The organism is Enterobacter sp. ECC-175 (assembly GCF_043968675.1).
GTDB lineage: Bacteria > Pseudomonadota > Gammaproteobacteria > Enterobacterales > Enterobacteriaceae > Enterobacter.
Window position 1 is genome coordinate 1,585,196 of sequence record NZ_CP143776.1, and the last position, 25,053, is coordinate 1,610,248.

Sequence of the window (25,053 nt, forward strand, 5' to 3'; positions counted from 1 at the left end):
TTTTTACCCTCTCCCCGTGGGAGAGGGCCAGGGTGAGGGCATCAGACCGCACCATTCCCCCATTTATTCCACCGCAAACGCCTTATCCAGCCTGCTGTACCCCAGCCCGTTAATTTTCTTCACCTTGATCTGCACCGGAATCCGCTCCTTCATCGCCTCAACGTGGCTAATCACGCCGATGGTTTTACCGGTGGCGTTCAGCGCGTCGAGGGCGTCCAGCGCCGTATCCAGCGTTTCGCTGTCCAGCGTGCCGAAGCCTTCATCGAGGAACAGCGAATCAATGCGCGTTTTATGGCTCACCAGATCGGAAAGCGCCAGCGCCAGCGCCAGGCTGACCAGGAAGCTTTCGCCGCCGGAAAGGGTGCGGGTATCGCGTACCGCGTCGGCCTGCCAGGTATCCACCACTTCCAGCTCCAGCGCGTCGCTCGGTTTGCGCTGCAGCAGGTAGCGCCCGTGCAGGCGGTTAAGCTGCTGGTTGGCGAGCCAGACCAGATTATCGAGCGTCAGCCCCTGCGCGAACTTGCGGAATTTGTCCCCGGTGCTGGAACCGATGAGCGCGTTAAGATATCCCCAGTCGTCCGCCAGCCGTGAAGCCTCCGCAATTTGCTGCATCAGCGTCTGCTGATGAGCGCGGTTATCGCTGTCCTGCTTGAGCTGCTGGCGGATCTCGCCCTGACGCGTGGTATTTTCACGCAGTTTTTGCGCCAGCTGCGTCAGCGTCGCCTGCAGCGCTGGCGCATCGGCCTCCAGCCCCTGTGGGCGAAGCGTCTGATGCCCGGCAAGCAGCTGATTGGCCTGCCCGGCCAGCGCCGTGGCCTGCTGGAGCTGATTCTCGAGCGTCTGTTTAAGCTGCTCAAGGCGGCGGAGGGTATCGTCATCCAGCAGTGCGGCGAGGAACGCGTCGCGATCGGCGAAGCAGCTTGCGTCCAGCGCGGCGCTGAACTGGGCCTGAGAGTGCTGGAGCCGTTCGCGCTCCAGCGTTTCTTGCTGCTGAAGCGTATTGAGCTGGCTTTGCAGCGACACGCACTCGTCGTGGATCGCGCGCCAGTGTTCAGGAATCACCGCTTCGGCTTGTGCGTCGTCGCCGACCGGCAGCGTGTCCAGAATGGGCATCAACGCGTTTATACGTTCCTGAATCGCCGCGTGCTGGGTCTGTTTTTCCTGCCATTGGGCATATTCGGTTTCGCGTGCGCTGAGCCAGACGCTCTCAGCCCCCTCATCGGGCACGTTAAGCGACAGCGGCTGGAGCGAGGACGACAGCGCCTGGCCCGTCGAGGTCAGCTGCTGCTGGTACTGGTGCGCCTGTGCGTCCAGCTCATTGAGCTGGTTTTGCAGGGTCAGGCGCTGGCTGAGCTGATAGAGCTGGCGCTCGTAGTGCTCCTGCTCGTTCATCCAGGGGGCGATATCATCCTGAATGTTCAGCGCTATGTTCAGGGAGGTGCAGACCTCCAGCCACTCTTTAGTGAGCGCTTGCTCTTCCTGAGAGATCGCCTGAGCGTCTTCTGTCTCGCGCTGGATCTGTTGGGTCAGGGCATTCACCTGCCCGAGCACCAGCAGCCCTTCGTCTTTCAGCGCGGCAACCTCTTTGGCGAGCGCGTCACGGCGCAGCTGGTTGGCGCTCAGCTCCAGCGCCCGGTATTCCGTGACGGCCGGATGAGTGGTTGAACCACAGAGCGGACAAGGTTTGCCTGACTGCAAATCTGACCGCTCCGCCTCCAGTTTCTTGATGGTCTTTTCTTGCTCGCAAAGCGTAACAACATCCTGATAGTGCTGATTTTTTTCTTTGTACTGCTGACGGCGCAGGCTCAGGGTTTCGTTAAGTTTTACCTGCTCAGCCTGCGCTTTCTGCACGCTTTCCGCATTCTGGCGCAGCCGTTTTTGCAGTGGCTGATAGCGCGCGTGAAGCGCGGTCAGGCGCTGGCGGAGCGCCCGCGACTGCGCCTGCTGCTCCATTGCCGTTGTGATGGCCTCCGCCGTCAGCGTCAGCGCGTTCTCCGGCATTTCAGCCAGCTTCTGGCGCAGTTCAGCAATGCGCGCCGATTGCGCTGCAAGCTGGTGTTTATCGCGATTTAGCTGCGCGAACTGCGCCCGCCAGCCGGCAATCTGCTGTCCCCACTGGCCAAAACGTTCATGCTCGCTCAGCCATTGCGCCAGGGCCGTATGCTCGGCCTGAAGCTGCTCCCGATGGCGGAGCGCGGCGTTGCGAATACGCGAGCGAAGCGCTGCTCTATCGAGTAAGCGAGTATTTACTTCAGCAATGGCCTGGGTGGTCTGCGCCAGGCGGGTGGTTTGCTCCTGCTGGCGCTCCCACAGCGGGCGCAGCTGGGCGGCGGGGTGAGCGAGCTGGAGCTTTGCCAGCTCCGGCGCGGCATCGGTCAGTGCCTGCTGCGCCTGCTGCTGCGAAGCGGCGGCACGCTGCTGTTCACGAATCAGCTCGTCGCTGCGCGTCAGCCACTGGAACGCTTTCTGGTGGTTTTGCTGCTCAGCCAGCAGGATTTTCTCTTCGTCAGTAAGCGCCTGCAAACTTTGCTGCAACTGCTGCTGCTGTTCTTCGTCAAGCAGCACCACGCCCGCGGCCTGCGCTTCGCATATCTCAAGCGCGCTGCGGGCGGCCTTGTGTTTTTCAAAGACCATGGCCGAAATCTGGCCGTAAATTTCCGTGCCGGTCAGCTCTTCTAACAGCTCGGCGCGATCGCTCGGTTTGGCATTCAGGAAGGCGGCAAACTGCCCCTGAGAGAGCAGCATTGAGCGGGTGAAGCGGCCGTAGTCCAGGCCGGTGAGCGCGGCGGTTTGCTCCAGCTTATCGCTGGCTTTGTCCGCGAGGATTTTACCGTCTTCGCAGCGCGCCAGCTCAACGCGCGGCGCCTGCAGGTTGCCGTCCGGCTGGTTTCGCGCGCGGTTCTGGCTCCAGAACGCGCGGTAGGCGATGCCTTTTACTTCAAATTCAACTTCCGCCAGGCACTCGGCGGTGTCGCGCGTCATCAGATCGTTTTGCGCCTGGGAGACCTTATTCAGGCGCGGCGTCTCGTGGTAAAGCGCCAGGCAGATGGCGTCCAGCAGGGTGGTTTTACCCGCGCCTGTCGCGCCGGTAATGGCAAACAGCCCGTTGCTGGCAAACGGCTCTGCGGTAAAGTCGATTTTCCATTCACCCTTGAGCGAGTTGAGGTTTTTCAGGCGCAGGCTCAAAATTTTCATGCGTTGTCGTCCTCGTCGTTCAGCGCCTGGAGAGTATGGCTAAACAGTTCGCTAAGCCTTGCGCGCTTCGCATCGTCGATTTCCTCCTGCGAAAGCCTGCGTTCAAATACCTCTTCAACCCGCAGCTCGCTGAGCGTTTCCCGCTGCGCGCTTAACAGGATTTTCTCGCGCTGCTCGCGGCTGCGGCGCACCAGCAGCACTTCCACCGGCAGATCCTCCGTCAGCGTCTGAATTTTGCGCTGCATATCGTGCAGGTAGTCGTCGGTGGTGATTTCGATATCCAGCCAGACGGGCGGATTCAGCGCGGCATCGCGCCATTGCTCAAGCTGGGCGGTAATGGCGTCAAGATCGCCCTTGAGCACCGCCAGCGGCTGGGTGACGGGCACCTCCAGCGTCTCGACGGCGCTGAGTTTTCCGTCGGTGAAGCTCACCAGATGCACGGATTTTGCTTTGCCGGTTTCATCAAAGCTGAGCGAAATGGGCGATCCGCAGTAGCGAATATGTTCGCAGCCGCCGATGACCTGCGCGCGGTGAATGTGCCCGAGTGCGATGTAGTCCGCTGGGGGGAAATTTTGCGCCGGGAAGGCATCCAGCGTGCCGATATAGATGTCGCGCACCGCGTCGCTTTTGCTGGCGCCAACGGTGGTGAGGTGCCCGGTCGCAATCACTGGAATTTGCTGTTCGCCGCGCAGGGCGCAGGCGTCGGCATACTGCTGGTGATAGTACTCGGTAATGCGTTGCAGCAGATGCTGCTGCTTTTCACCGCCGGAAAGCCCGGCCTGGCTTTGCACGATATCGCGCGGGCGCAGGAAGGGAACCGGGCACAGCACCGCGCCGGGCGTGCCGTCGCGCTTGTTCAGGATCTGCGGCGCGTGTCCGGCGCTGGCGACGACGGTCGTGTTGAGGAACGCCAGAATATCGCGGGATTCATTCAGCGTTGCCACGGAGTCGTGGTTGCCGGCGACAATCACCAGATGGCAGCCCGTTTTCTGAAGATTCACCACGAAGCGGTTATAAAGCTCGCGCGCATAGCTCGGCGGCTGGCCGGTATCAAAAATATCGCCCGCCACGATAATGGCATCCACCTCCTGCTCCCGAGCCGTGTTCAGCAGCCAGCGCAGGAACGCGTCGTGTTCGGCCGCGCGGCTTTTGCTGTAAAAATTTTGACCCAGATGCCAGTCCGAGGTGTGAAGTAGGCGCATAACAGTTCCGTGGCAATAAAAGGGAAACGCGATTATAAACGTTCAGGGGGCGGAAAATAACCGCTGTAATAAAACAACAGTTTGCCATTGATGGTGGTAATGTTTTTCATAAATCTGTCATAAATCTGACGCATAATGGCGCCGCATTACACACTTGTAACTTAAATAAGAGAAGACAGGGCAAAGTATGGCGAGACGTATTCTGGTCGTAGAAGATGAAGCTCCGATTCGTGAAATGGTGTGCTTCGTGCTCGAACAAAACGGCTTCCAGCCGGTTGAAGCGGAAGATTATGACAGCGCGGTGAACCAGCTGAATGAACCCTGGCCCGATCTGATCCTGCTTGACTGGATGCTGCCCGGCGGCTCTGGGCTACAGTTTATCAAGCACATTAAGCGCGAAGCGATGACCCGCGACATTCCGGTGGTGATGCTGACGGCGCGCGGCGAAGAAGAGGACCGCGTGCGCGGTCTGGAAACCGGCGCGGATGATTACGTTACCAAACCGTTCTCGCCGAAAGAGCTGGTTGCCCGCATCAAAGCCGTGATGCGCCGCATTTCGCCGATGGCGGTGGAAGAGGTGATTGAGATGCAGGGGCTGAGCCTTGACCCAACCTCGCACCGCGTGATGACCGGCGAAAGCCCTCTTGATATGGGGCCGACCGAATTTAAGCTCCTGCATTTCTTTATGACGCACCCGGAGCGCGTTTACAGCCGCGAACAGCTGCTAAACAACGTCTGGGGCACTAACGTATACGTCGAAGATCGAACGGTAGACGTGCATATTCGCCGCCTGCGTAAAGCGCTGGAACTGAGCGGCCACGATCGCATGGTGCAGACGGTCCGCGGCACGGGTTATCGTTTTTCGACCCGTTTCTGAATAATGACAGGAGTGTGACGCGTGCTGGAACGTCTGTCATGGAAAAGGCTCGTCTTTGAACTGATCTTATGCTGTATTCCGGCCCTTATTCTGGGGGCTATTTTTGGTCATCTGCCGTGGTTTTTGCTGGCGTCAGTTACCGGGCTGTTGATTTGGCACTTCTGGAACCTGCTGCGCCTTTCCTGGTGGCTGTGGGTGGACAGAAGCATGACGCCACCGCCCGGAAGCGGGAGCTGGGAGCCGCTGCTCTACGGTCTGCACCAGATGCAGATGCGCAATAAAAAGCGTCGCCGCGAGCTGGGAAGCCTGATCAAACGCTTCCGTAGCGGCGCGGAGTCGCTGCCGGATGCGGTCATTCTGACCACGGAAGAAGGGACCATCTTCTGGTGTAACGGCCTGGCGCAACAGCTGCTGGGCCTGCGCTGGCCGGACGATAACGGCCAGAATATTCTTAACCTTCTGCGCTACCCCGAGTTCACGCTGTATCTGAAAAAGCGCGACTTTACGCGCCCGCACAACCTCAAGCTTAACAACGGCCGACATCTTGAAATCCGCGTGATGCCCTACAGCGACAGGCAGTGGCTGATGGTGGCGCGCGACGTGACGCAAATGCACCAGCTTGAAGGGGCGCGGCGTAACTTCTTTGCTAACGTCAGCCACGAGCTGCGCACGCCGCTGACGGTGCTGCAGGGCTATCTGGAGATGATGCAGGAGCAAACGCTGGAGGGCGCGCCGCGCGAGAAGGCGCTCCATACCATGCGCGAGCAAACGCACCGCATGGAAGGGCTGGTGAAGCAGCTGCTGACGCTGTCAAAAATCGAGGCCGCGCCGTCCCTGGCCCTGAACGACACCATTGACGTGCCCGTCATGCTTCGCCTGGTCGAACGGGAAGCGCAAACCCTGAGCCACAGTCGTCATGAGCTGCTATTTGACGTCGACAGCGGCCTGAAGGTGCTGGGCAGTGAAGATGAGCTGCGAAGCGCCGTGTCGAACCTGGTGTACAACGCGGTGAACCATACGCCCGAGGGGACGAAGATCGTGGTGCGCTGGCAGCGCGTGGGGGCCGGCGCAGAGTTTAGCGTCGAGGATAACGGACCGGGGATCGCGCCGGAGCATATTCCGCGCCTGACCGAGCGTTTCTATCGCGTGGACAAAGCGCGATCGCGGCAGACCGGGGGCAGCGGCCTGGGGCTGGCCATCGTCAAGCACGCGGTAAACCACCATGAAGGACGCCTGGAAATTCAGAGTACGGTGGGGAAAGGCACGCGCTTTAGCTTCGTTATTCCGGAACGATTAATTGCCAAAAAAAGCGCCTGACCGCGGGCGTGTTATCTCACCTTTCCACGGGCCAGCGATTGCTGGCCCGTTTTCTTTGCGGTCAAGCGAAACGCGGATGAATTTTATACGGTTGATGCTTTTTTGTTCGCATGATTAGCCATGGGTTTTTCGGATAATTAGCGTATTGTGCTAGCCTGTATTTTCATACTGGCATATTGTTCTGGTTTTACGATCCCTCCTTGCCTTTAAACGTTATAAGCGTTTAAATTCCCCACCTGATACTGTCATACCGACTGTATTTGCGTGGTAAATCGAAAAACTATTCTTCTCCACGCCAGGACGGGAGAATATCCCGCTGAAATTGAGCAAATTTTCTGCTGTATTGTCCCGTGAGGGATGGCGAAAAACTCAACGTTTACAACACCACATCCACAGGCAGTAAGGTTTTATGACCCATCATTTAAAATCGCGTGACATCATCGCGCTGGGCTTTATGACATTCGCGCTGTTCGTTGGCGCAGGCAACATCATTTTTCCACCCATGGTTGGCTTACAGGCGGGTGAACACGTCTGGACGGCTGCGTTTGGGTTCCTGATTACTGCCGTGGGCCTACCGGTTCTGACCGTGGTTGCGCTGGCGAAAGTCGGCGGCGGCGTAGATAGCCTCAGCACCCCGATTGGCAAAGTGGCTGGCGTTCTGCTGGCAACCGTCTGCTATCTGGCCGTCGGCCCGCTGTTCGCCACCCCGCGCACCGCGACCGTTTCTTTCGAAGTGGGGATTGCTCCGCTGACCGGCGATGGCGCGATGCCGCTGTTTATCTACAGCCTGGTTTACTTCGCGATTGTGATTCTGGTCTCCCTCTATCCGGGCAAGCTGCTGGATACCGTAGGTAACTTCCTGGCACCGCTGAAAATTATTGCGCTGATCGTGCTGGCCGTTGCGGCCATCGTTTGGCCTGCTGGCCCAATCAGCGATGCGATGGATGCTTATAAGAACGCCGCGTTCTCTAACGGTTTCGTGAACGGCTATCTGACCATGGATACGCTGGGGGCGATGGTGTTTGGCATCGTTATCGTCAACGCCGCACGTTCGCGTGGCGTGACCGAAGCGCGCCTGCTGACCCGCTACACGATTTGGGCCGGCCTGATGGCAGGCGTGGGCCTGACGCTGCTGTATCTGGCGCTGTTCCGCCTGGGCTCCGACAGCGCGACGCTGGTTGACCAGAACGCCAACGGTGCGGCAATCCTTCATGCTTACGTGCAGCACACCTTCGGCGGCGCGGGCAGCATGCTGCTGGCGGTACTGATCTTCCTCGCGTGCCTGGTGACGGCGGTTGGCCTGACCTGCGCCTGCGCAGAGTTCTTTGCGCAGTACCTGCCGCTCTCATACCGCACGCTGGTGTTTATCCTCGGCATCTTCTCCATGGCGGTGTCTAACCTCGGTCTGAGCCACCTGATCCAGGTCTCCATTCCGGTGCTGACGGCGATTTATCCGCCGTGCATCGTGCTGGTGGTGCTGAGCTTCACCCGCCCGTGGTGGAATAACTCATCGCGAATTATTGCGCCAGCCATGTTTATCAGCCTGATTTTTGGTATCCTTGACGGGATCAAAGCATCAGCATTCGCAGAAATCCTGCCTGCCTGGACACAGCGTCTGCCGCTGTCCGAGCAGGGACTGGCCTGGCTGATGCCTACCGTTGTTGCACTGGTGCTGGCGATTATCTGGGACCGTGCTGCAGGGCGTCAGGTGGCATCGAACGTCCATTAATCAACGGCAACAAACTGTTTAACCACGGGGCTTAAGGCCCCGTGGTTTTTTGTTTTTTTCGTGTTGAATGGCAAGATTTAAATGGAAAGCACTAACAAACTTAAGCGTGGACTGAGCACGCGCCACATCCGCTTTATGGCGCTTGGCTCTGCTATCGGTACCGGTCTTTTTTATGGCTCGGCAGATGCCATTAAAATGGCCGGTCCCAGCGTGCTGCTGGCGTACATCATCGGCGGCGTGGCGGCGTATATCATCATGCGCGCGCTGGGGGAAATGTCCGTTCATAACCCGTCAGCCAGCTCCTTCTCACGCTATGCGCAGGAAAACCTGGGCCCGCTGGCGGGATTCATCACCGGCTGGACCTACTGCTTTGAAATCCTGATCGTGGCCATCGCTGATGTGACCGCGTTTGGCATCTACATGGGCGTCTGGTTCCCCGCCGTGCCGCACTGGATATGGGTGCTGAGCGTGGTGCTGATCATCTGCGCCGTCAACCTGATGAGCGTGAAGGTGTTTGGCGAGCTGGAGTTCTGGTTCTCCTTCTTTAAGGTTGCCACCATCATCATCATGATTCTTGCCGGTTTCGGCATCATCATCTGGGGAATTGGCAACGGCGGGCAGCCGACCGGTATCCACAACCTCTGGAGCAACGGCGGCTTCTTTAGCAACGGCTGGCTCGGGATGGTGATGTCGCTACAGATGGTGATGTTTGCCTACGGCGGGATCGAAATCATCGGCATTACCGCCGGTGAAGCGAAGGACCCGGAGAAGTCCATTCCGCGCGCCATCAACTCCGTACCGATGCGCATCCTGGTGTTCTACGTGGGCACGCTGTTTGTGATTATGTCCATCTATCCGTGGAACCAGGTAGGCACTAACGGCAGCCCGTTCGTGTTGACCTTCCAGCACATGGGCATCGCCTTTGCCGCCAGCATTCTGAACTTCGTGGTGCTGACCGCCTCGCTTTCTGCCATTAACAGCGACGTCTTCGGCGTCGGCCGTATGCTGCACGGCATGGCGGAGCAGGGCAGCGCGCCGAAGGTCTTTGCCAAAACCTCACGCCGCGGCACGCCGTGGGTAACGGTAGTGGTGATGACCGTCGCGCTGCTGTTCTCGGTCTATCTGAACTACATCATGCCGGAGAACGTCTTCCTGGTGATTGCGTCGCTGGCAACGTTTGCGACCGTGTGGGTGTGGATTATGATCCTGCTGTCGCAGATCGCGTTCCGCCGCCGCCTGTCCCCGGAAGAGGCAAAAGCGCTGAAGTTCAAGGTGCCGGGCGGGGTGCCTACCACCGTGGCTGGCCTGATCTTCCTGGTGTTTATCATCGCGCTGATTGGCTACCATCCGGATACCCGTATTTCGCTGTACGTTGGCTTCGCGTGGATCGTCCTGCTGCTGGTGGGCTGGGTGTTTAAACGCCGCCGCGACCGCCAGCTGGCGCAGGCGCAGTAATCCTCTTTCCCCTCTCCCCGTGGGAGAGGGGCAGGATGAGGGCATCAGGCCGCACTGATGCCTCATCCCCCGTCCTCCTCCCCCAATAAATTTCGTCATGGTGAGCTAACCTTCATTCCCCTGTGGCAAGGTGGCGTCAATTTCATCAAAGGGGATGCGTGATGTTAAATGCCTGGCACCTTCCGGTTGCCCCATTCGTTAAGCAAAACAAAGACAACCTTATGATTACGCTTTGGCTGGCGGGAGAAAATCAGCCCGAGCGCGTGACGCTTCGCACCGACGTGGATAACGAAGAAACGTCGCTAACAATGCACAAGCAGCGCAGCCAGCCGCAGCCCGGGGTGACGGCGTGGCGGGCAAACATCGATTTACGCAGCGGGCAGCCGCGCCGCCGCTACAGCTTTAAGCTGCTTTGGAACAGCCGCCAGCTGTGGTTTACCCCGCAGGGGTTCAGCCGCTTCCCGCCCGCTCGGCTGGAGCAGTTTGCCGTGGATTACCCTGACGCGGGCCCGCAGTGGGTGAGCGAGCAGGTCTTTTACCAGATCTTCCCGGACCGCTTTGCGCGAAGCGCTCAACGCACGGAGCATCAGGACAAGGTGTACCACCACCACGCGGCGGGCCACGATATTATTCTGAAGGACTGGGACGATCCGCTCACCGCTCAGGCAGGCGGCTCGACGTTCTACGGCGGCGATCTCGACGGCATTAGCGAAAAGCTCCCGTACCTCAAAAAGCTCGGCGTTACCGCGCTGTACCTCAACCCGGTATTTAAGGCGCCGAGCGTCCATAAGTACGATACCGAAGATTACCGCCGCGTGGACGCGCAGTTTGGCGGCGACGAGGCGCTGCTCCGGCTGCGGGAAAATACCCAAAGCGAAGGTATGCGCCTGATCCTGGACGGCGTGTTTAACCACAGCGGCGATTCGCACGCCTGGTTTGACCGCCATAACCAGCACCTGCGCGGGGCGTGTCACAACCCGGACTCGCCGCAGCGCGACTGGTACAGCTTTGATGAGGAAGGCCGCGCGCTCGACTGGCTGGGCTACGCTAGCCTGCCGAAGCTGGATTTCCGGTCCCCTACGCTGGTTAACGAAATCTACGGCGATGATGACAGCATCGTGCGCCACTGGCTGAAGGCGCCGTGGAGCATGGACGGCTGGCGGCTGGACGTGGTGCATATGCTCGGGGAAGGGGGCGGGGCGCACAACAACCTCCAGCACGTCGCCGCGATTACCCGTGCGGCCAAAGCCGCCAACCCCGAGGCGTTTGTTTTCGGCGAACACTTCGGCGACGCGCGGCAGTGGCTGCAGGCCGACGCGGAAGATGCGGCGATGAACTATCGCGGGTTTACCTTCCCGCTGTGGGGCTTCCTCGCGAACACCGATATCTCTTACGATCCCAACCCTATCGACGCTGAAACCTGCATGGCGTGGATGGACAACTACCGCGCCAGCCTGTCGCATCAGCAGCAGCTGAGGATGTTTAACCAGCTCGATAGCCACGACACCGCGCGGTTTAAATCGCTGCTCGGCAAAGACGTCGCGCGCCTGCCGCTGGCGGTAACGTGGCTCTTTACCTGGCCCGGCGTGCCGTGCATTTATTACGGCGATGAGGTGGGGCTGGACGGCAATAACGATCCGTTCTGCCGCAAAACCTTCCCGTGGGACGAGGCGAAGCAGGATAAGACGCTGTTTAGCCTCTATCAGCGCCTGGCGACGCTGCGCAAGCAAAGCCAGGCCCTGCGCTACGGCGGCTGCCAGGTGGTCTACGCGCACGATAGCGTGGTGGTGTTTGCTCGCGTTTATAACCAGCAGCGTGTGCTGGTGGCGATCAACCGGGGTGAAGCCTGCGAGGTGGTGCTTGACCACTCTCCGCTGCTGGCCGTGAAGGCGTGGCAGCTCAAAGAAGGGAAAGGGGGAATTCAGGAGGGGATACTCTCATTACCTGCGATCTCTGCGTCCGTTTGGTTCGGTAATTAACCCTGCTAATTGCAGCAGGTATTTATTGCCTGCTGCAAAATATATTTCATCTTGTTCTGTTTAATTCACCAGAGGAGACAAATTTCTTTAATATCCTCTTAATTAATTCTCGCTATACTCAATTTGCTTAATCAGTCAGGGCCCTTTCTCATTTAGCACACACAATCGTTGGCTTTTAACATCTTGATAAAAGGTACTTTTATGTCTATCCGTGAACTGATTGACCCGCAAAATTCCGCGCTGATTTTTATCGATCACCAGCCGCAAATGTCGTTTGGCGTAGCAAATATTGACCGTCAGTTATTAAAGAATAATACGGTGGCGCTGGCGAAAGCGGGCAAAATATTTGATGTGCCGGTTATCTATACCTCAGTCGAAACAAAAAGCTTTAGCGGATATATTTGGCCGGAACTGCTGGCGGTGCACCCGGACGTGAAGCCGATTGAACGAACCTCAATGAACTCCTGGGAAGATGACGCGTTTGTTGCGGCGGTCAAAGCAACGGGCCGCAAAAAACTCATCATCTCTGCCCTGTGGACCGAAGTGTGCCTGACCTTCCCGGCGCTAATGGCACTTGATGAAGGTTTTGACGTTTACGTGGTGACGGATACGTCCGGCGGTACCTCCGTGGATGCCCACGAACGCGCCATTGACCGCATGGTGCAGGCCGGTGCGGTGCCGGTGACCTGGCAGCAGGTGCTGCTTGAGTACCAGCGCGACTGGTCGCGCAAAGGCACTTACGACGCGGTAATGGACCTGGTGCGCGAGCACAGCGGCGCGTACGGCATGGGCGTTGATTATGCCTATACCCTCGTCCACGGCGCGCCAGAGCGCAAAGCATAATTCTTTCCGGGCGGGGCTCTCCCGCCCGTTAATGACCAGAGAACCCTTATGGCGCAAACATCTCATGTGACGCTGGTGATCGCCCATACCCTTCTTCCGGGACAGGCAGAACGGTACGAGCAGTGGCTGGGGAAAATCATGCCCATCGCGGCGGAATTTCCCGGCCACCTCGGGGCGAACGTGATTCGCCCGTCAGAGGGACAATCCCTCTGGACGGTGATCATCCGCTTCGATACCCCCGAACACCTCTATGCGTGGACGCAGTCTGAAACCCGTAACGCGCTGGTGAAAGAGATTGAACCGGCGCTGGCAGACGGGGACAAAACCGAAGTGCGCACCGAGGCGGCCTTCTGGTTTACCCCGCCCGAGCCGCACGTGCGTAAGCCAAAGCAGTGGAAGCAGTTTCTCATCACCCTGCTGGTGATTTTCCCCAGCACCAACGTGGTGCCGCTGGTGACCGGGGCGCTGCTTCCTGGTCTGAAAGGATCTTTATTACTGCATTTGATTAACGATGCCTGTGTGGTCGCGCTGGTGGTCTGGCTGTGGATGCCCATCGTGACCCGTCTGTTCGCCGGATGGCTGAAAAAGGCCTGATTCGGCTCAAAGGAGTACGTTATGTCTCAAACTGCCACACTGATCTTAACCAAGGGTAAGATCCACACCCTCGATCGTGAAAACCCGCTCACCGAAGCGGTGGCCATCGCCAACGGAAAGATCCTCGCCACGGGCGACCACGACCGCATCATGAGCTATGCGACGCAGGGCACCCAGATCGTTGACCTGAAGGGAAGTACCGCGATCCCCGGCCTGAACGATTCACACCTGCACCTGATCCGTGGCGGGCTGAACTACAACCTCGAGCTGCGCTGGGAAGGCGTGCCCTCGCTGGTGGATGCGCTGCGGATGCTGAAAGCGCAGGCCGATCGCACGCCGTCACCGCAGTGGGTGCGCGTGGTCGGCGGCTGGAGCGAGTTCCAGTTCGCCGAACGCCGGATGCCGACCATCGAAGAGCTCAACGAGGCCGCGCCGGACACGCCGGTCTTTGTGCTTCACCTCTACGATCGCGCGCTGCTCAACCGCGCCGCGCTAAAGGCCGTGGGCTACACCAAAGATACGCCGAACCCGCCGGGCGGCGAGATCGTACGCGATAACCACGGCAACCCGACCGGGATGCTGATCGCCAAACCCAACGCGATGATCCTCTATGCAACGCTGGCGAAAGGGCCGAAGCTGCCGATTGAGCAGCAGGTGAACTCGACGCGACAGTTTATGCGCGAGCTGAACCGCCTGGGGCTGACCAGCGCCATCGACGCGGGCGGCGGCTTCCAGAACTACCCGGAAGATTATGAAGTGATCGCCGAACTGCACGCCAAAGAGCAGATGACGGTGCGTATCGCCTATAACCTCTTTACCCAGCGCCCGAAGCAGGAGCTGGAAGACTTTGAGCGCTGGACCGATATGCTCAAGCCGGGACAGGGAACGGACTTCTACCGCGCCAACGGGGCGGGCGAAATGCTGGTCTTCTCTGCGGCGGACTTTGAGGATTTCCTCCAGCCGCGCCCGGACCTGCCCGAAGGCATGGAAGACGAGCTCGAGCGCGTGGTGCGCCACCTGGTGGAACACCGCTGGCCGTTCCGCCTGCACGCGACCTATGACGAATCCATCAGCCGCATGCTCGACGTGTTCGAGAAGGTGAACCGGGATATTCCGTTCAACGGCCTGCACTGGTTCTTCGACCACGCGGAGACCATTACCGAGCGCAACATCGAGCGCGTGAAGGCGCTCGGCGGCGGAATTGCGGTGCAGCACCGCATGGCCTTCCAGGGCGAGTATTTTGTCGACAGGTACGGCAAAGAGGCGGTGAAGCACACGCCGCCGGTAGCGAAAATGCTGGAGCTGGACGTGCCGGTTGGCCTGGGCACGGATGCGACCCGCGTGGCGAGCTACAACCCGTGGACGGCGCTCTACTGGCTGGTCTCTGGGCGCACCGTCGGCGGGCTGGCGATGTATGACGACGGCAACCGCCTGCCGCGCGACGTGGCGCTGGAGCTGTGGACCGCAGGCAGCGCCTGGTTCTCCAGCGAGCAGGGGAAAAAGGGGCGCATTGTTGAAGGGCAGCTTGCCGATCTGGTGGTGCTGTCGAAAGACTACTTCAGCGTGGCGGAAGAGGAGATTAAGGGCATTGAGTCGGTACTGACGGTGGTGGATGGCAAGGTGGTTTATGCCGCCGGGCACTTTAGCCCGCTGTCGCCGCCGCCGATCCCGGTCGTGCCGGAGTGGTCACCGGTGGTGAAGGTGCCGGGGCACTATCGCTCCGCGCCGCCTGCGGCCAGCAAGGTGGGCGCGGTGGTGCAGATGCATCAGTGTATTGGCAGCTGCGGCGTGCACGGGCATGCGCACGGCATTGCGCGCCAGTCGGAAATTCCGGTGTCTGATGAACAGGCGTTCTGGGGCGTGTTAGGGTGTTCGTGCTTCGCGTTCTAAACAAAAAGGCCCGCATATGCGGGCCTTCTTCGTAAACCGTGCCGATTACAGGCTGGATACGTTCTCAGACAGGTATTTAGCCACGCCGTCCGGAGACGCGTTCATGCCTTCTTTACCTTTTTCCCACTGAGCCGGGCACACTTCGCCGTGCTCTTCGTGGAACTGCAGCGCGTCAACCATGCGCAGCATTTCGTCGATGTTACGGCCCAGCGGCAGATCGTTCACGACCTGGTGACGAACGATGCCGTTCGCATCGATCAGGAAGGAGCCGCGCAGCGCAACGCCAGCGTCCGGATGCTCGATACCGTAAGCCTGCTGGATTTCGCGTTTGATGTCCGCAACCATTGCGTATTTCACCGCACCGATGCCGCCGTTTTCGACAGGGGTGTTACGCCATGCGTTGTGTACAAATTCAGAGTCGAAGGAGACGCCAACCACTTCTACGCCACGCTTCTGGAATTCTTCATAACGTTTGTCGAACGCGATCAGCTCAGACGGGCAAACGAAGGTGAAGTCCATTGGCCAGAAGAACAGAACGGTCGCTTTACCGTTGGTGTGCTGTTTGAAGTTGAAGTTTTCAACGATTTCACCGTTGCCCAGTACTGCTGCAGCTGTAAAATCCGGAGCCGGACGAGTTACCAGAACCATATGATTCTCCTGTAGATACTAAGGTTATTTGGAACGCAACGCGGGCCAGTATAGAGAGTGTTCATGGATAAGACAAAGAGGTGATGACAATCGTTCCACCAGCTTTTACCTATCAATCAAACCGACATCACAGTTCTTTATTTTTCGCCTGCGCCACCATGCGCGGGTAGAACTGCCAGAATTGGGTCTCGAGCGCGTCATAATGCTCATCCAGATCGTGCCAGGAGTCGCGCAGCGCGTCCAGACGCGGGCGGCGGCTCGCCATCCCGTTCAGGACGTTCTGGATGAAGTCCATCTCGCGATAGCGCTCCAGCCAGCGTTCCGACCACAGGTAATTATTCAGGTTCACAAAGCGCGGCGGCGAGTCGGGCAGAATGAGGGCGACCTGCTCGCGGGCGTAGCGCACAAATTCCGGCAGCGGCATCTCCGGCGACAGCTGTGCCCAGTGGCGCGACAGGAAGTGATCCCACATCACGTCGAGCGTGATCGGCGCAACGCGGCGGGTTTCCGGACGGAACCACGCTTTGGCTTCCTGCACTTCCGGCAGGTTATCGGTCAGCACGTCGATACGCCGGTGCATGAAAATACCGTCAACCACCTCCGCGGAATAAGCTTCAGCGGGATTACCGCGCACGAAATCGGCCAGCAAATTGCCGGAAAGGGAGCTGTCAGCGAGGTGGGCGAGATGCAGGTGAGCGAGAAAATTCATGCGTTTTATCTGTCCAAAGTCGGCTAGTTGTTGCAGCAAAAGGGTGTGAGCACTAGACTATGCCGCCTGTTTTTAAGTCACGAGTATACGTCATGCGCGTCGCCGATTTCTCCTTTGAACTGCCTGAATCCCTGATTGCTCACTATCCCATGCCTGAGCGCAGCAGCTGTCGCCTGCTGTCACTGGACGGGCCAACGGGCGCGCTGACGCACGGTACTTTCACCGATTTGCTCGACAAGCTCAACCCTGGCGATCTGCTGGTCTTTAACAACACCCGCGTGATCCCGGCGCGCCTGTTTGGCCGTAAGGCCAGCGGCGGCAAGATTGAAGTGCTGGTCGAACGTATGCTCGATGATAAGCGTATTCTGGCACATATTCGCGCGTCTAAGGCGCCGAAGCCGGGCGCGGAGCTGCTGCTGGGCGATGACGAGAGCATCAAAGCGACCATGACCGCGCGCCACGATGCGCTGTTTGAAGTGGAATTCCACGACGAGCGCACGGTGCTGGATATCCTCAATACCATCGGCCACATGCCGCTGCCGCCGTACATTGAGCGCCCGGACGAAGAGGCGGATCGCGAGCTGTATCAAACCGTTTATAGCCAGAAGCCTGGCGCGGTGGCCGCGCCGACGGCGGGCCTGCACTTTGACGAACCCTTGCTGGAAAAACTGCGCGCAAAAGGCGTTGAGATGGCGTTTGTGACGCTGCACGTCGGGGCCGGTACCTTCCAGCCTGTGCGCGTGGACAGCATTGAAGATCACATCATGCATTCCGAGTATGCAGAAGTGCCGCAGGAGGTTGTGGATGCGGTGCTGGCGGCGAAGGCGCGCGGCAGCCGCGTGGTTGCGGTAGGCACCACCTCCGTGCGTTCCCTTGAGAGCGCGGCGCAGGCGGCAAAAACCGATCTTATCGAGCCGTTCTTTGGCGATACGCAGATCTTTATCTACCCGGGCTACCAGTACAAAGTGATTGACGCGCTGGTGACCAATTTCCATCTGCCTGAATCGACGCTGATTATGCTGGTTTCCGCCTTTGCGGGTTACCAGCATACGATGAATGCCTACAAGTCTGCGGTAGAACAAAAATATCGCTTTTTTAGCTACGGTGACGCGATGTTTATCACGTACAATCCGCAGGCTTTGAACGAGCGTGTCGGGGAATAACTCCGCGGCACCAGAATAATGTGTTGGACTGTTTTTCTGGCACAGAGGAATAAAAATGAAATTTGAACTCGATACCACCGACGGCCGCGCGCGCCGCGGTCGCCTGGTGTTTGATCGCGGCGTGGTGGAAACCCCCGCGTTTATGCCTGTGGGTACGTACGGCACCGTAAAAGGGATGACGCCGGAAGAAGTTGAAGCCACTGGCGCACAGATTATCCTCGGTAACACCTTCCACCTGTGGCTGCGTCCCGGCCAGGAGATCATGAAGCTGCACGGCGACCTGCACGACTTCATGCAGTGGAAAGGCCCTATTCTCACCGACTCCGGCGGTTTCCAGGTCTTCAGCCTGGGCGACATCCGCAAGATCACCGAAGAGGGCGTGCACTTCCGCAACCCGATCAACGGCGATCCGATTTTCCTCGATCCCGAAAAATCGATGGAGATTCAGTACGATCTCGGCTCCGATATCGTGATGATCTTCGACGAATGTACGCCATATCCGGCGGACTGGGATTATGCCAAGCGCTCTATGGAGATGTCCCTGCGCTGGGCGAAGCGCAGCCGCGACCGTTTTGACTCCCTGCAGAACAAAAATGCGCTGTTCGGCATTATCCAGGGCAGCGTTTACGAAGATTTACGCGATATCTCCGTTAAAGGTCTGGTAGAGATAGGTTTTGATGGCTACGCTGTCGGCGGTTTGGCTGTGGGCGAGCCGAAGGAAGACATGCACCGAATTCTGGAGCACGTCTGCCCGCAAATCCCGGCCGATAAACCGCGGTACCTGATGGGTGTGGGTAAACCAGAAGATCTGGTTGAAGGCGTACGTCGCGGCATCGATATGTTCGACTGCGTAATGCCAACCCGTAACGCGCGTAACGGTCATCTGTTTGTTACCGATGGCGTGGTGAAAATCCGTAACGCGAAGCATAAGAGTGACACCAGCCCGCTCGATTCCGAGTGCGATTGCTATACCTGTCGCCATTATTCTCGCGCGTATCTGCATCATCTCGATCGTTGTAACGAGATTTTGGGCGCGCGTCTCAATACCATTCATAATCTTCGTTATTATCAGCGCTTAATGGCTGGTTTACGTAAGGCTATCGAAGAGGGTAAATTAGAGAGCTTCGTGACGGATTTCTACCAACGTCAGGGTCGTGATGTCCCACCGTTGAACGTTGATTAATTTTAATAATGAGGGAATTTGAATGAGCTTTTTTATTTCTGATGCGGTAGCAGCAACAGGTGCACCAGCCCAGGGCAGCCCAATGTCTCTGATTCTGATGCTGGTTGTGTTCGGTCTGATCTTCTACTTCATGATCCTGCGTCCACAGCAGAAGCGTACCAAAGAGCACAAAAACCTGATGAACTCCATTGCGAAAGGCGATGAAGTGCTGACTAACGGTGGCCTGGTCGGTCGCGTAACCAAAGTAGCGGAAAGCGGCTACATTGCTATCGCCCTGAACGACACCACTGAAGTGGTCATCAAACGTGACTTCGTAGCCGCCGTTCTGCCGAAAGGCACCATGAAGGCGCTGTAATCCCAACTTTTCCCAAAGGGAACTGCCGTGTTAAACCGTTATCCTTTGTGGAAGTACATCATGCTGGTCGTCGTGATTATCGTCGGCCTGCTGTACGCACTTCCCAACCTGTATGGTGAGGATCCGGCCGTTCAAATCACTGGCGCGCGCGGTGTCGCCGCCAGTGAGCAAACGCTGATCCAGGTCCAGAAAACGTTACAAGAAGAAAAAATTACCGCTAAGTCTGTGGCACTGGAAGAGGGCGCAATTCTTGCTCGCTTCGACACCACCGACACGCAGCTCCGCGCCCGTGAAGCGCTGATGGGCGTGCTGGGTGATAAATACGTCGTGGCGCTTAACCTTGCTCCTGCAACCCCGCGTTGGCTGGCTGCGCTGAACGCAGAGCCAATGAAACTCGGTCTTGACCTGCGTGGTGGCGTTCACTTCCTGATGGAAGTGGATATGGATACCGCACTCGGCAAGCTGCAGGAACAGAATATCGACAGCCTGCGCAGCGATCTGCGTGAAAAAGGCATCGCGTACACCACCGTGCGTAAAGAAGATAACTACGGTTTAAGCATCACCTTCCGCGACAGCGCGGCGCGCGATCAGGCCGTTACTTACCTTTCTCAACGCCATCGCGATCTGGTGATTACCTCTCAGGGCAGCAATCAGCTGCGCGCGGTAATGACCGATGCTCGCCTGAGCGAAGCGCGTGAATATGCCGTTCAGCAGAACATCAATATTCTGCGTAACCGTGTCAACCAACTGGGCGTCGCCGAGCCGCTGGTACAGCGTCAGGGTGCTGACCGTATCGTGGTAGAGCTGCCGGGTATCCAGGATACCGCGCGGGCGAAAGAGATTCTGGGCGCGACTGCAACCCTGGAATTCCGTCTGGTGAACACTAACGTCGATCAGTCCGCTGCCGCTTCTGGCCGTATTCCGGGCGATTCCGAAGTGAAACAGACCCGTGAAGGTCAGCCGGTTGTGCTGTACAAGCGCGTGATCCTGACCGGTGACCATATCACCGACTCCACTTCAAGCCAGGACGAATACAACCAGCCGCAGGTTAACATCTCGCTGGATAGCGCGGGTGGCAACATCATGTCTAACTTCACCAAGGACAACATCGGTAAACCGATGGCGACCCTATTCGTGGAGTACAAAGACAGCGGTAAGAAAGATGCCAACGGTCGCGCGGTGCTGGTGAAAGAGGAAGAGGTGATTAACATCGCCAACATCCAGTCCCGTCTGGGTAACAGCTTCCGTATTACCGGTATCAACAACCCGAACGAAGCCCGTCAGCTCTCTCTGCTGCTGCGTGCCGGTGCGCTGATTGCGCCGATTCAGATCGTTGAAGAACGTACCATCGGCCCAACCCTGGGTATGCAGAACATCAAGCAAGGTCTGGAAGCATGTCTGGCCGGTCTGGTGGTCTCCATTCTCTTCATGATCTTCTTCTACAAGAAGTTCGGCCTGATTGCGACCTCTGCACTGATCGCCAACCTGGTGCTGATCATCGGCATCATGTCCCTGCTGCCGGGGGCGACGCTGACCATGCCGGGGATTGCGGGTATCGTGCTTACCCTTGCGGTGGCGGTCGACGCCAACGTACTGATAAACGAGCGTATCAAAGAAGAGTTGAGCAACGGTCGCTCTGTTCAGCAGGCGATTGAAGAAGGTTATAAAGGCGCGTTCAGCTCCATCTTCGATGCGAACGTAACAACACTGATTAAGGTTCTTATCCTGTATGCAGTGGGTACTGGCGCTATCAAAGGCTTTGCGATTACTACCGGTATCGGTGTCGCAACGTCGATGTTTACCGCTATTGTCGGCACCCGTGCCATCGTGAACCTGCTGTATGGCGGCAAGCGCGTCAAAAAGCTGTCTATCTGAGGAGTGCGTTGTGGCACAGGAATATACTGTTGAACAATTGAACCACGGCCGTAAAGTCTGGGACTTTATGCGCTGGGACTACTGGGCCTTCGGCATTTCAGGTTTTCTGCTGATTCTGTCCATCGTCATTATGGGCGTGAAAGGCTTTAACTGGGGTCTCGATTTCACCGGTGGTACGGTGATTGAAATCACCCTGGAAAAACCGATCGACATGGACCAGATGCGCGAGTCGCTGCAGAAAGCGGGCTTCGAAGAGCCGCTGCTGCAGAACTTCGGCAGCAGCCGCGATATCATGGTGCGTATGCCGCCGGTACACGATGCTAACGGCAGCCAGGAGCTGGGCAGCAAGGTCGTACAGGTTATAAACGAAACGACCCGTCAGGATGCAACGGTTAAGCGTATTGAGTTCGTCGGCCCGAGCGTGGGGGCGGACCTGGCGCAGACCGGTGCAATGGCGCTGATGGTCGCGCTGATTTCCATCCTGATTTACGTCGGTTTCCGCTTCGAGTGGCGTCTGGCAGCCGGTGTGGTTATCGCCCTGGCGCACGACGTGGTGATCACCATGGGGATACTGTCGCTGTTCCACATTGAGATTGACCTGACGATTGTGGCATCCCTGATGTCCGTTATCGGTTACTCGCTGAACGACAGCATCGTGGTATCTGACCGTATTCGTGAAAACTTCCGTAAGATCCGTCGCGGTACGCCGTACGAAATCTTTAACGTGTCGTTGACCCAGACGCTGCACCGTACCTTGATCACCTCCGGTACCACCTTGATGGTGATCCTGATGCTGTTCCTTTTCGGTGGCCCGGTGCTGGAAGGCTTCTCGCTGACCATGCTGATCGGTGTGTCTATCGGTACCGCGTCGTCTATCTACGTCGCGTCCGCGCTGGCACTGAAACTCGGCATGAAGCGCGAGCACCTGCTCCAGCAGAAGGTTGAGAAAGAAGGGGCGGATCAGCCGTCCATTCTGCCGTAAGGCGTTGAATTGCGTGTTATTGAAATCCCGGTCGGTTGACCGGGATTTTTTTTACCTGCGCCTGACAAACACTCCTGACAGTATGCTGTCAGGAGCCCTGTCGTAGACTCCTTCTGAACCCCAATAACAGGCAGGAGGACGTATGAAAAGTGTGATTAACTGGTTTGAAATTCCCGTGGTAGATATGGATCGCGCCATCAAATTTTACGAGACGGTGATGCAGGTTGTGCTGCGTCGCGAGAAGATGGACGTGGCTGAGCTGGCGATTTTCCCGCACGAGGATCCGGCCACCGGCGGCGCGCTGGCGAAATTTGACGGCGTTACACCGTCTTCGCAGGGCGCTATTATTTACCTGCATACTGACAGCCTGACGGCTACGCTCGATCGCATTGCCGCATCGGGCGGTGAGTGCGTGTTTGGCCCGCTAGAGCTGCCGGACGGTATCGGCACTATAGCTCTGTTTACCGACAGCGAAGGTAATCGCGTCGGCCTCCATCAACCGGCCTGAGAGTAACCCAGATGACCCGACGCGCTGACCGTTTGTTTCAGATTGTGCAGATCCTGCGGGGTAGACGTCTGACAACGGCAGCGCATCTGGCGGACCGGCTTGGCGTGTCCGAGCGAACGGTTTACCGCGATATCCGCGATCTGTCGCTTTCCGGCGTGCCGGTGGAGGGCGAGGCGGGAAGCGGATATCGGCTGATGTCGGGCTTTGATTTACCGCCGCTGATGCTGACCAATAAGGAGTCTGAGGCGCTGATGGTGGCGATCCGCCTGCTCAAAACCTGGGGAGGCGAATCGCTGTCGCGCGAGCTGGAGTCTGCCCAGGAGAAGGTGCTGGCGATCCTGCCGGAGGAAAGCAGGCGCAAGGCTGAGCAGACGCGGATCTACGCACCGGACATTGCGCTTCAGCCGCATTCGCGCAGCGGATTTGATGTGATCCATCAGGCGATATCCGCCCAGCGCGTGCTGGCGCTGCACTATCGCGATGAGGCCGGGCAGCTCACAAAGCGCGAGGTTCAGCCGCTGGGGCTGTTCTTCTGGGGCGAGCACTGGCTGCTGGCCGCATGGTGCGAGCGACGCGATGACTACCGCTGCTTCCGGCTCGACAGGTGTTTGAATATAGCATTGACGGAAAGACGCTTTAGCGAGAGTGCGGACAGGTCTTTGGCTGATTTTTTGCGGAAGGTTAAGCAGTAAAAGCCGGGCGGCAAGGTAAAAGCAAAACGGCAACGTGTGTTGCCGTTTTTTGTGTTTGTTCCCTCAGCCCTGTGGGAGAGGAGCAGGGTGTGGGCATCAGCCCGCACGGTCCCTGCACTGATTAGAAGTTGTAACCCACAACCAGGTAACCACCCCAACCGGTAGAACGCACGCTGAAGTCGCCGTTGCCGAAGTTCAGGCTGGCGTCGTCGTTCCACTGGCCACCGTTGTGCCAGTAACGCGCAACCACGGAGTAGTGCCAGTGATCGTAGTTCAGCGCCAGGATGTGGCTGGAGGCGATAGAGTCATTGGTGCGCGCCTTCTTACCGTTCAGATCGCGGAAGTCGTTGTCGCCCAGGTCTGAACCCCAGTCAAAGTTGGTGAAGCCGATGTAGCTCAGGTTGCCGCCCCACAGCTGGGTGATTGGCACAAAGTATTTCACCTTGAAGCGGTAGCCGTCCCACTCGTTTTCGTTTGCGGCACCGTAGTTCTGCCACTGGTACTTGGCATAGACGTTCATGGACAGGCTCATTGGCAGACCCGTGTCGATGTCCGTACCCAGACCCATGTACCAGGTGCTCTGGCGACCGGACGCGTTGCGGCCCATGTCGTAGATGTAGTTGTTCGCGAAATACCACTCTTTGAACGGACCGAAGCTCAGGTCTGTGCCGGTCAGCTTATCGATAGAGAAACGCGGTTCGATTTCCATGAACAGCGGAGAACCGTGGTTCCAGATACCTTTCGCATCGCTGTTACCGCCGAAGAATACCGGTGCATCCATATAGCCGTAGAAATCAAACCAGTCTTTTTTAGCGAACGCTTCATATTCCAGGTAGGTATCGTTGCGGATCTGCGGTCCGAAACGGGTGTGGTAGCTACCTACCACGTTAACGCTCTGGTGCCACCAGTCGGAGAGGTACTGTGGTTTGTCGTTTTCCGCCGCGTTAACGGTGAAAGAGGCGGAAAGTGCCAGCGCTGCACCGGCTGCGAGTAATGTTTTTTTCATAATCATGCCACTGATTGAAATTCCCTTCCGGGAGTGAAAAATGCGCGAATTGCGTTTCTAAATGTTTCGTGTTTCTGCGGAGCCTATTATAGGAATCCTTGCTCACAAAAATACGTGTTGTTTCACAGTTCTCTCACATACGTAATCGATTGCGTTCACGTTTGCGTACTTTAACGGCGGGGATTGTAACGGCAATCATTTATGTTGCCAATATTTGCGGGATGTAAAATGTTAGCGGAGTAACAATCTACTCCGCTAAAAGAGGGGATTACCGGGCGGCGGGCTGAATATCGTGAATGCGGATAAAGCCTAATTGCTCTGGCGTAAGGCCGCTCAGCTGAACGGGAATATCAACGTCGCTCGGCGCCAGCACGCTGGCCGGAGCGGTGATCAGCTGATTCTTAACGTTCACTTCCTGATAATTTTCGGTTGTGCCCTGAATTTGCCCCCACTCTACGGTGCCGCTGAAGGCCGGAAGCGGGTCATTGGACTCGCCCTGAATCCGCAGGGTGGCGCGCGTGCCGTCAGCGTTTGCCGCCACGTTTACCAGCGACATTTTAAGCGTGCCGATCTGGCTGTTCAGGCGGGCAGGCGTGTTCGCGCCCGGCAGAAGGTAAACGCCGCTGCTGGATTTCGCATTCAGCGCATTCTGCTGGGTGATCTTCACGGTTTCTTTATTCAGCTTTTCCATCGCAGAGTTCAGCGTCCTGACGCTTTGCTTCATCTCGCGGACTTCCGTTTGCTGTGCACAGGCGCTAAGGCTGAAGAGGCTTCCCACCAGCAAAATACGTAAATAACGTCTTGTCATTGCGTTTATTTCCTTGAAGTAACGGATAGGCGTAATGGTAGGC

21 protein-coding genes are annotated in these 25,053 nt (G+C 57.8%); 15 read left to right on the top strand and 6 right to left on the bottom strand.

The features are described 5' to 3' along the window. Positions 1-63: 63 nt before the first annotated feature. Entirely contained in the window at positions 64-3,195 is a 3,132-nt protein-coding gene (sbcC, locus tag V1599_RS07465) for an exonuclease subunit SbcC (RefSeq protein ID WP_395301279.1), read from the bottom strand. Beyond that, positions 3,192-4,397 (bottom strand): exonuclease subunit SbcD, encoded by a 1,206-nt coding sequence (gene sbcD, locus V1599_RS07470; protein ID WP_395301280.1) that lies wholly within the window; start codon positions 4,395-4,397, stop codon positions 3,192-3,194. Before sbcD ends, sbcC begins: the two co-directional genes overlap by 4 nt. Positions 4,398-4,584: 187 nt before the next feature. Here sbcD and phoB point away from each other — a divergent pair, with 187 nt between their 5' ends. The 8 genes from phoB (at position 4,585) to V1599_RS07510 (ending at position 15,081) form a co-directional block, all read left to right on the top strand. Next, a complete protein-coding gene (gene phoB, locus V1599_RS07475) occupies positions 4,585-5,274 on the top strand; it encodes a phosphate response regulator transcription factor PhoB (RefSeq protein ID WP_112011223.1) in 690 nt (229 codons plus the stop codon). A 21-nt stretch (positions 5,275-5,295) separates the two neighbouring features. Then, positions 5,296-6,591, top strand: coding sequence for a phosphate regulon sensor histidine kinase PhoR (gene phoR, locus V1599_RS07480; protein WP_395301281.1), 1,296 nt, complete (start codon positions 5,296-5,298; stop codon positions 6,589-6,591). A 409-nt stretch (positions 6,592-7,000) separates the two neighbouring features. Then, positions 7,001-8,320 carry a branched-chain amino acid transporter carrier protein BrnQ gene (gene brnQ, locus V1599_RS07485; RefSeq protein ID WP_112011225.1) on the top strand — a complete coding sequence of 440 codons (1,320 nt, stop codon included), beginning with the start codon at positions 7,001-7,003 and terminating at the stop codon, positions 8,318-8,320. An 81-nt stretch (positions 8,321-8,401) separates the two neighbouring features. Then, entirely contained in the window at positions 8,402-9,775 is a 1,374-nt protein-coding gene (proY, locus tag V1599_RS07490) for a proline-specific permease ProY (RefSeq protein ID WP_297118332.1), read from the top strand. A 161-nt stretch (positions 9,776-9,936) separates the two neighbouring features. After that, a complete protein-coding gene (malZ, locus tag V1599_RS07495; protein WP_297118335.1) occupies positions 9,937-11,754 on the top strand; it encodes a maltodextrin glucosidase in 1,818 nt (605 codons plus the stop codon). A 201-nt stretch (positions 11,755-11,955) separates the two neighbouring features. Next, positions 11,956-12,597, top strand: coding sequence for a hydrolase (locus V1599_RS07500; protein ID WP_112011228.1), 642 nt, complete (start codon positions 11,956-11,958; stop codon positions 12,595-12,597). Between the two features lie 48 nt (positions 12,598-12,645). Then, entirely contained in the window at positions 12,646-13,191 is a 546-nt protein-coding gene (locus V1599_RS07505) for an antibiotic biosynthesis monooxygenase (protein ID WP_112011229.1), read from the top strand. A 21-nt stretch (positions 13,192-13,212) separates the two neighbouring features. Further along, positions 13,213-15,081: an amidohydrolase gene (locus V1599_RS07510; protein ID WP_395301282.1), complete on the top strand. Its 1,869-nt coding sequence runs from the start codon at positions 13,213-13,215 to the stop codon at positions 15,079-15,081. A 45-nt stretch (positions 15,082-15,126) separates the two neighbouring features. Here V1599_RS07510 and V1599_RS07515 read toward each other — a convergent pair whose 3' ends face one another. Next, positions 15,127-15,729, bottom strand: a complete 603-nt coding sequence (locus V1599_RS07515; RefSeq protein ID WP_010428037.1) for a peroxiredoxin C — start codon at positions 15,727-15,729, stop codon at positions 15,127-15,129. Between the two features lie 127 nt (positions 15,730-15,856). Beyond that, the gene (acpH, locus tag V1599_RS07520; protein ID WP_112011231.1) at positions 15,857-16,438 is read right to left on the bottom strand and encodes an ACP phosphodiesterase; all 582 of its coding nucleotides are present in this window, start codon (positions 16,436-16,438) and stop codon (positions 15,857-15,859) included. A 92-nt stretch (positions 16,439-16,530) separates the two neighbouring features. On the opposite strand from acpH, the gene queA reads away from it, so the two are divergent. The 7 genes from queA to V1599_RS07555 all read left to right on the top strand — a co-directional run bounded on the left by queA (position 16,531) and on the right by V1599_RS07555 (position 23,196). Further along, positions 16,531-17,601, top strand: coding sequence for a tRNA preQ1(34) S-adenosylmethionine ribosyltransferase-isomerase QueA (gene queA / locus V1599_RS07525; protein ID WP_395301283.1), 1,071 nt, complete (start codon positions 16,531-16,533; stop codon positions 17,599-17,601). 55 nt (positions 17,602-17,656) lie between these two features. Further along, positions 17,657-18,784 carry a tRNA guanosine(34) transglycosylase Tgt gene (tgt, locus tag V1599_RS07530; RefSeq protein WP_112011233.1) on the top strand — a complete coding sequence of 376 codons (1,128 nt, stop codon included), beginning with the start codon at positions 17,657-17,659 and terminating at the stop codon, positions 18,782-18,784. A 22-nt stretch (positions 18,785-18,806) separates the two neighbouring features. Then, positions 18,807-19,139: a preprotein translocase subunit YajC gene (gene yajC, locus V1599_RS07535; RefSeq protein WP_003021544.1), complete on the top strand. Its 333-nt coding sequence runs from the start codon at positions 18,807-18,809 to the stop codon at positions 19,137-19,139. A gap of 27 nt (positions 19,140-19,166) precedes the next feature. Beyond that, positions 19,167-21,014, top strand: coding sequence for a protein translocase subunit SecD (secD, locus tag V1599_RS07540; RefSeq protein WP_112011234.1), 1,848 nt, complete (start codon positions 19,167-19,169; stop codon positions 21,012-21,014). Positions 21,015-21,024: 10 nt separating this feature from the next. Continuing rightward, the gene (gene secF, locus V1599_RS07545; RefSeq protein WP_112011235.1) at positions 21,025-21,996 is read left to right on the top strand and encodes a protein translocase subunit SecF; all 972 of its coding nucleotides are present in this window, start codon (positions 21,025-21,027) and stop codon (positions 21,994-21,996) included. A gap of 142 nt (positions 21,997-22,138) precedes the next feature. Continuing rightward, a complete protein-coding gene (locus V1599_RS07550) occupies positions 22,139-22,504 on the top strand; it encodes a VOC family protein (RefSeq protein WP_112011236.1) in 366 nt (121 codons plus the stop codon). Positions 22,505-22,515: 11 nt separating this feature from the next. Then, a complete protein-coding gene (locus V1599_RS07555) occupies positions 22,516-23,196 on the top strand; it encodes a YafY family protein (protein ID WP_112011237.1) in 681 nt (226 codons plus the stop codon). A gap of 121 nt (positions 23,197-23,317) precedes the next feature. Here V1599_RS07555 and V1599_RS07560 read toward each other — a convergent pair whose 3' ends face one another. Both V1599_RS07560 and V1599_RS07565 read right to left on the bottom strand, forming a co-directional pair. Further along, positions 23,318-24,202 (bottom strand): nucleoside-specific channel-forming protein Tsx, encoded by an 885-nt coding sequence (locus V1599_RS07560; RefSeq protein ID WP_112011375.1) that lies wholly within the window; start codon positions 24,200-24,202, stop codon positions 23,318-23,320. A 268-nt stretch (positions 24,203-24,470) separates the two neighbouring features. Continuing rightward, positions 24,471-25,010, bottom strand: coding sequence for a DUF3251 domain-containing protein (locus V1599_RS07565; protein ID WP_112011238.1), 540 nt, complete (start codon positions 25,008-25,010; stop codon positions 24,471-24,473). Positions 25,011-25,053: the final 43 nt, after the last annotated feature.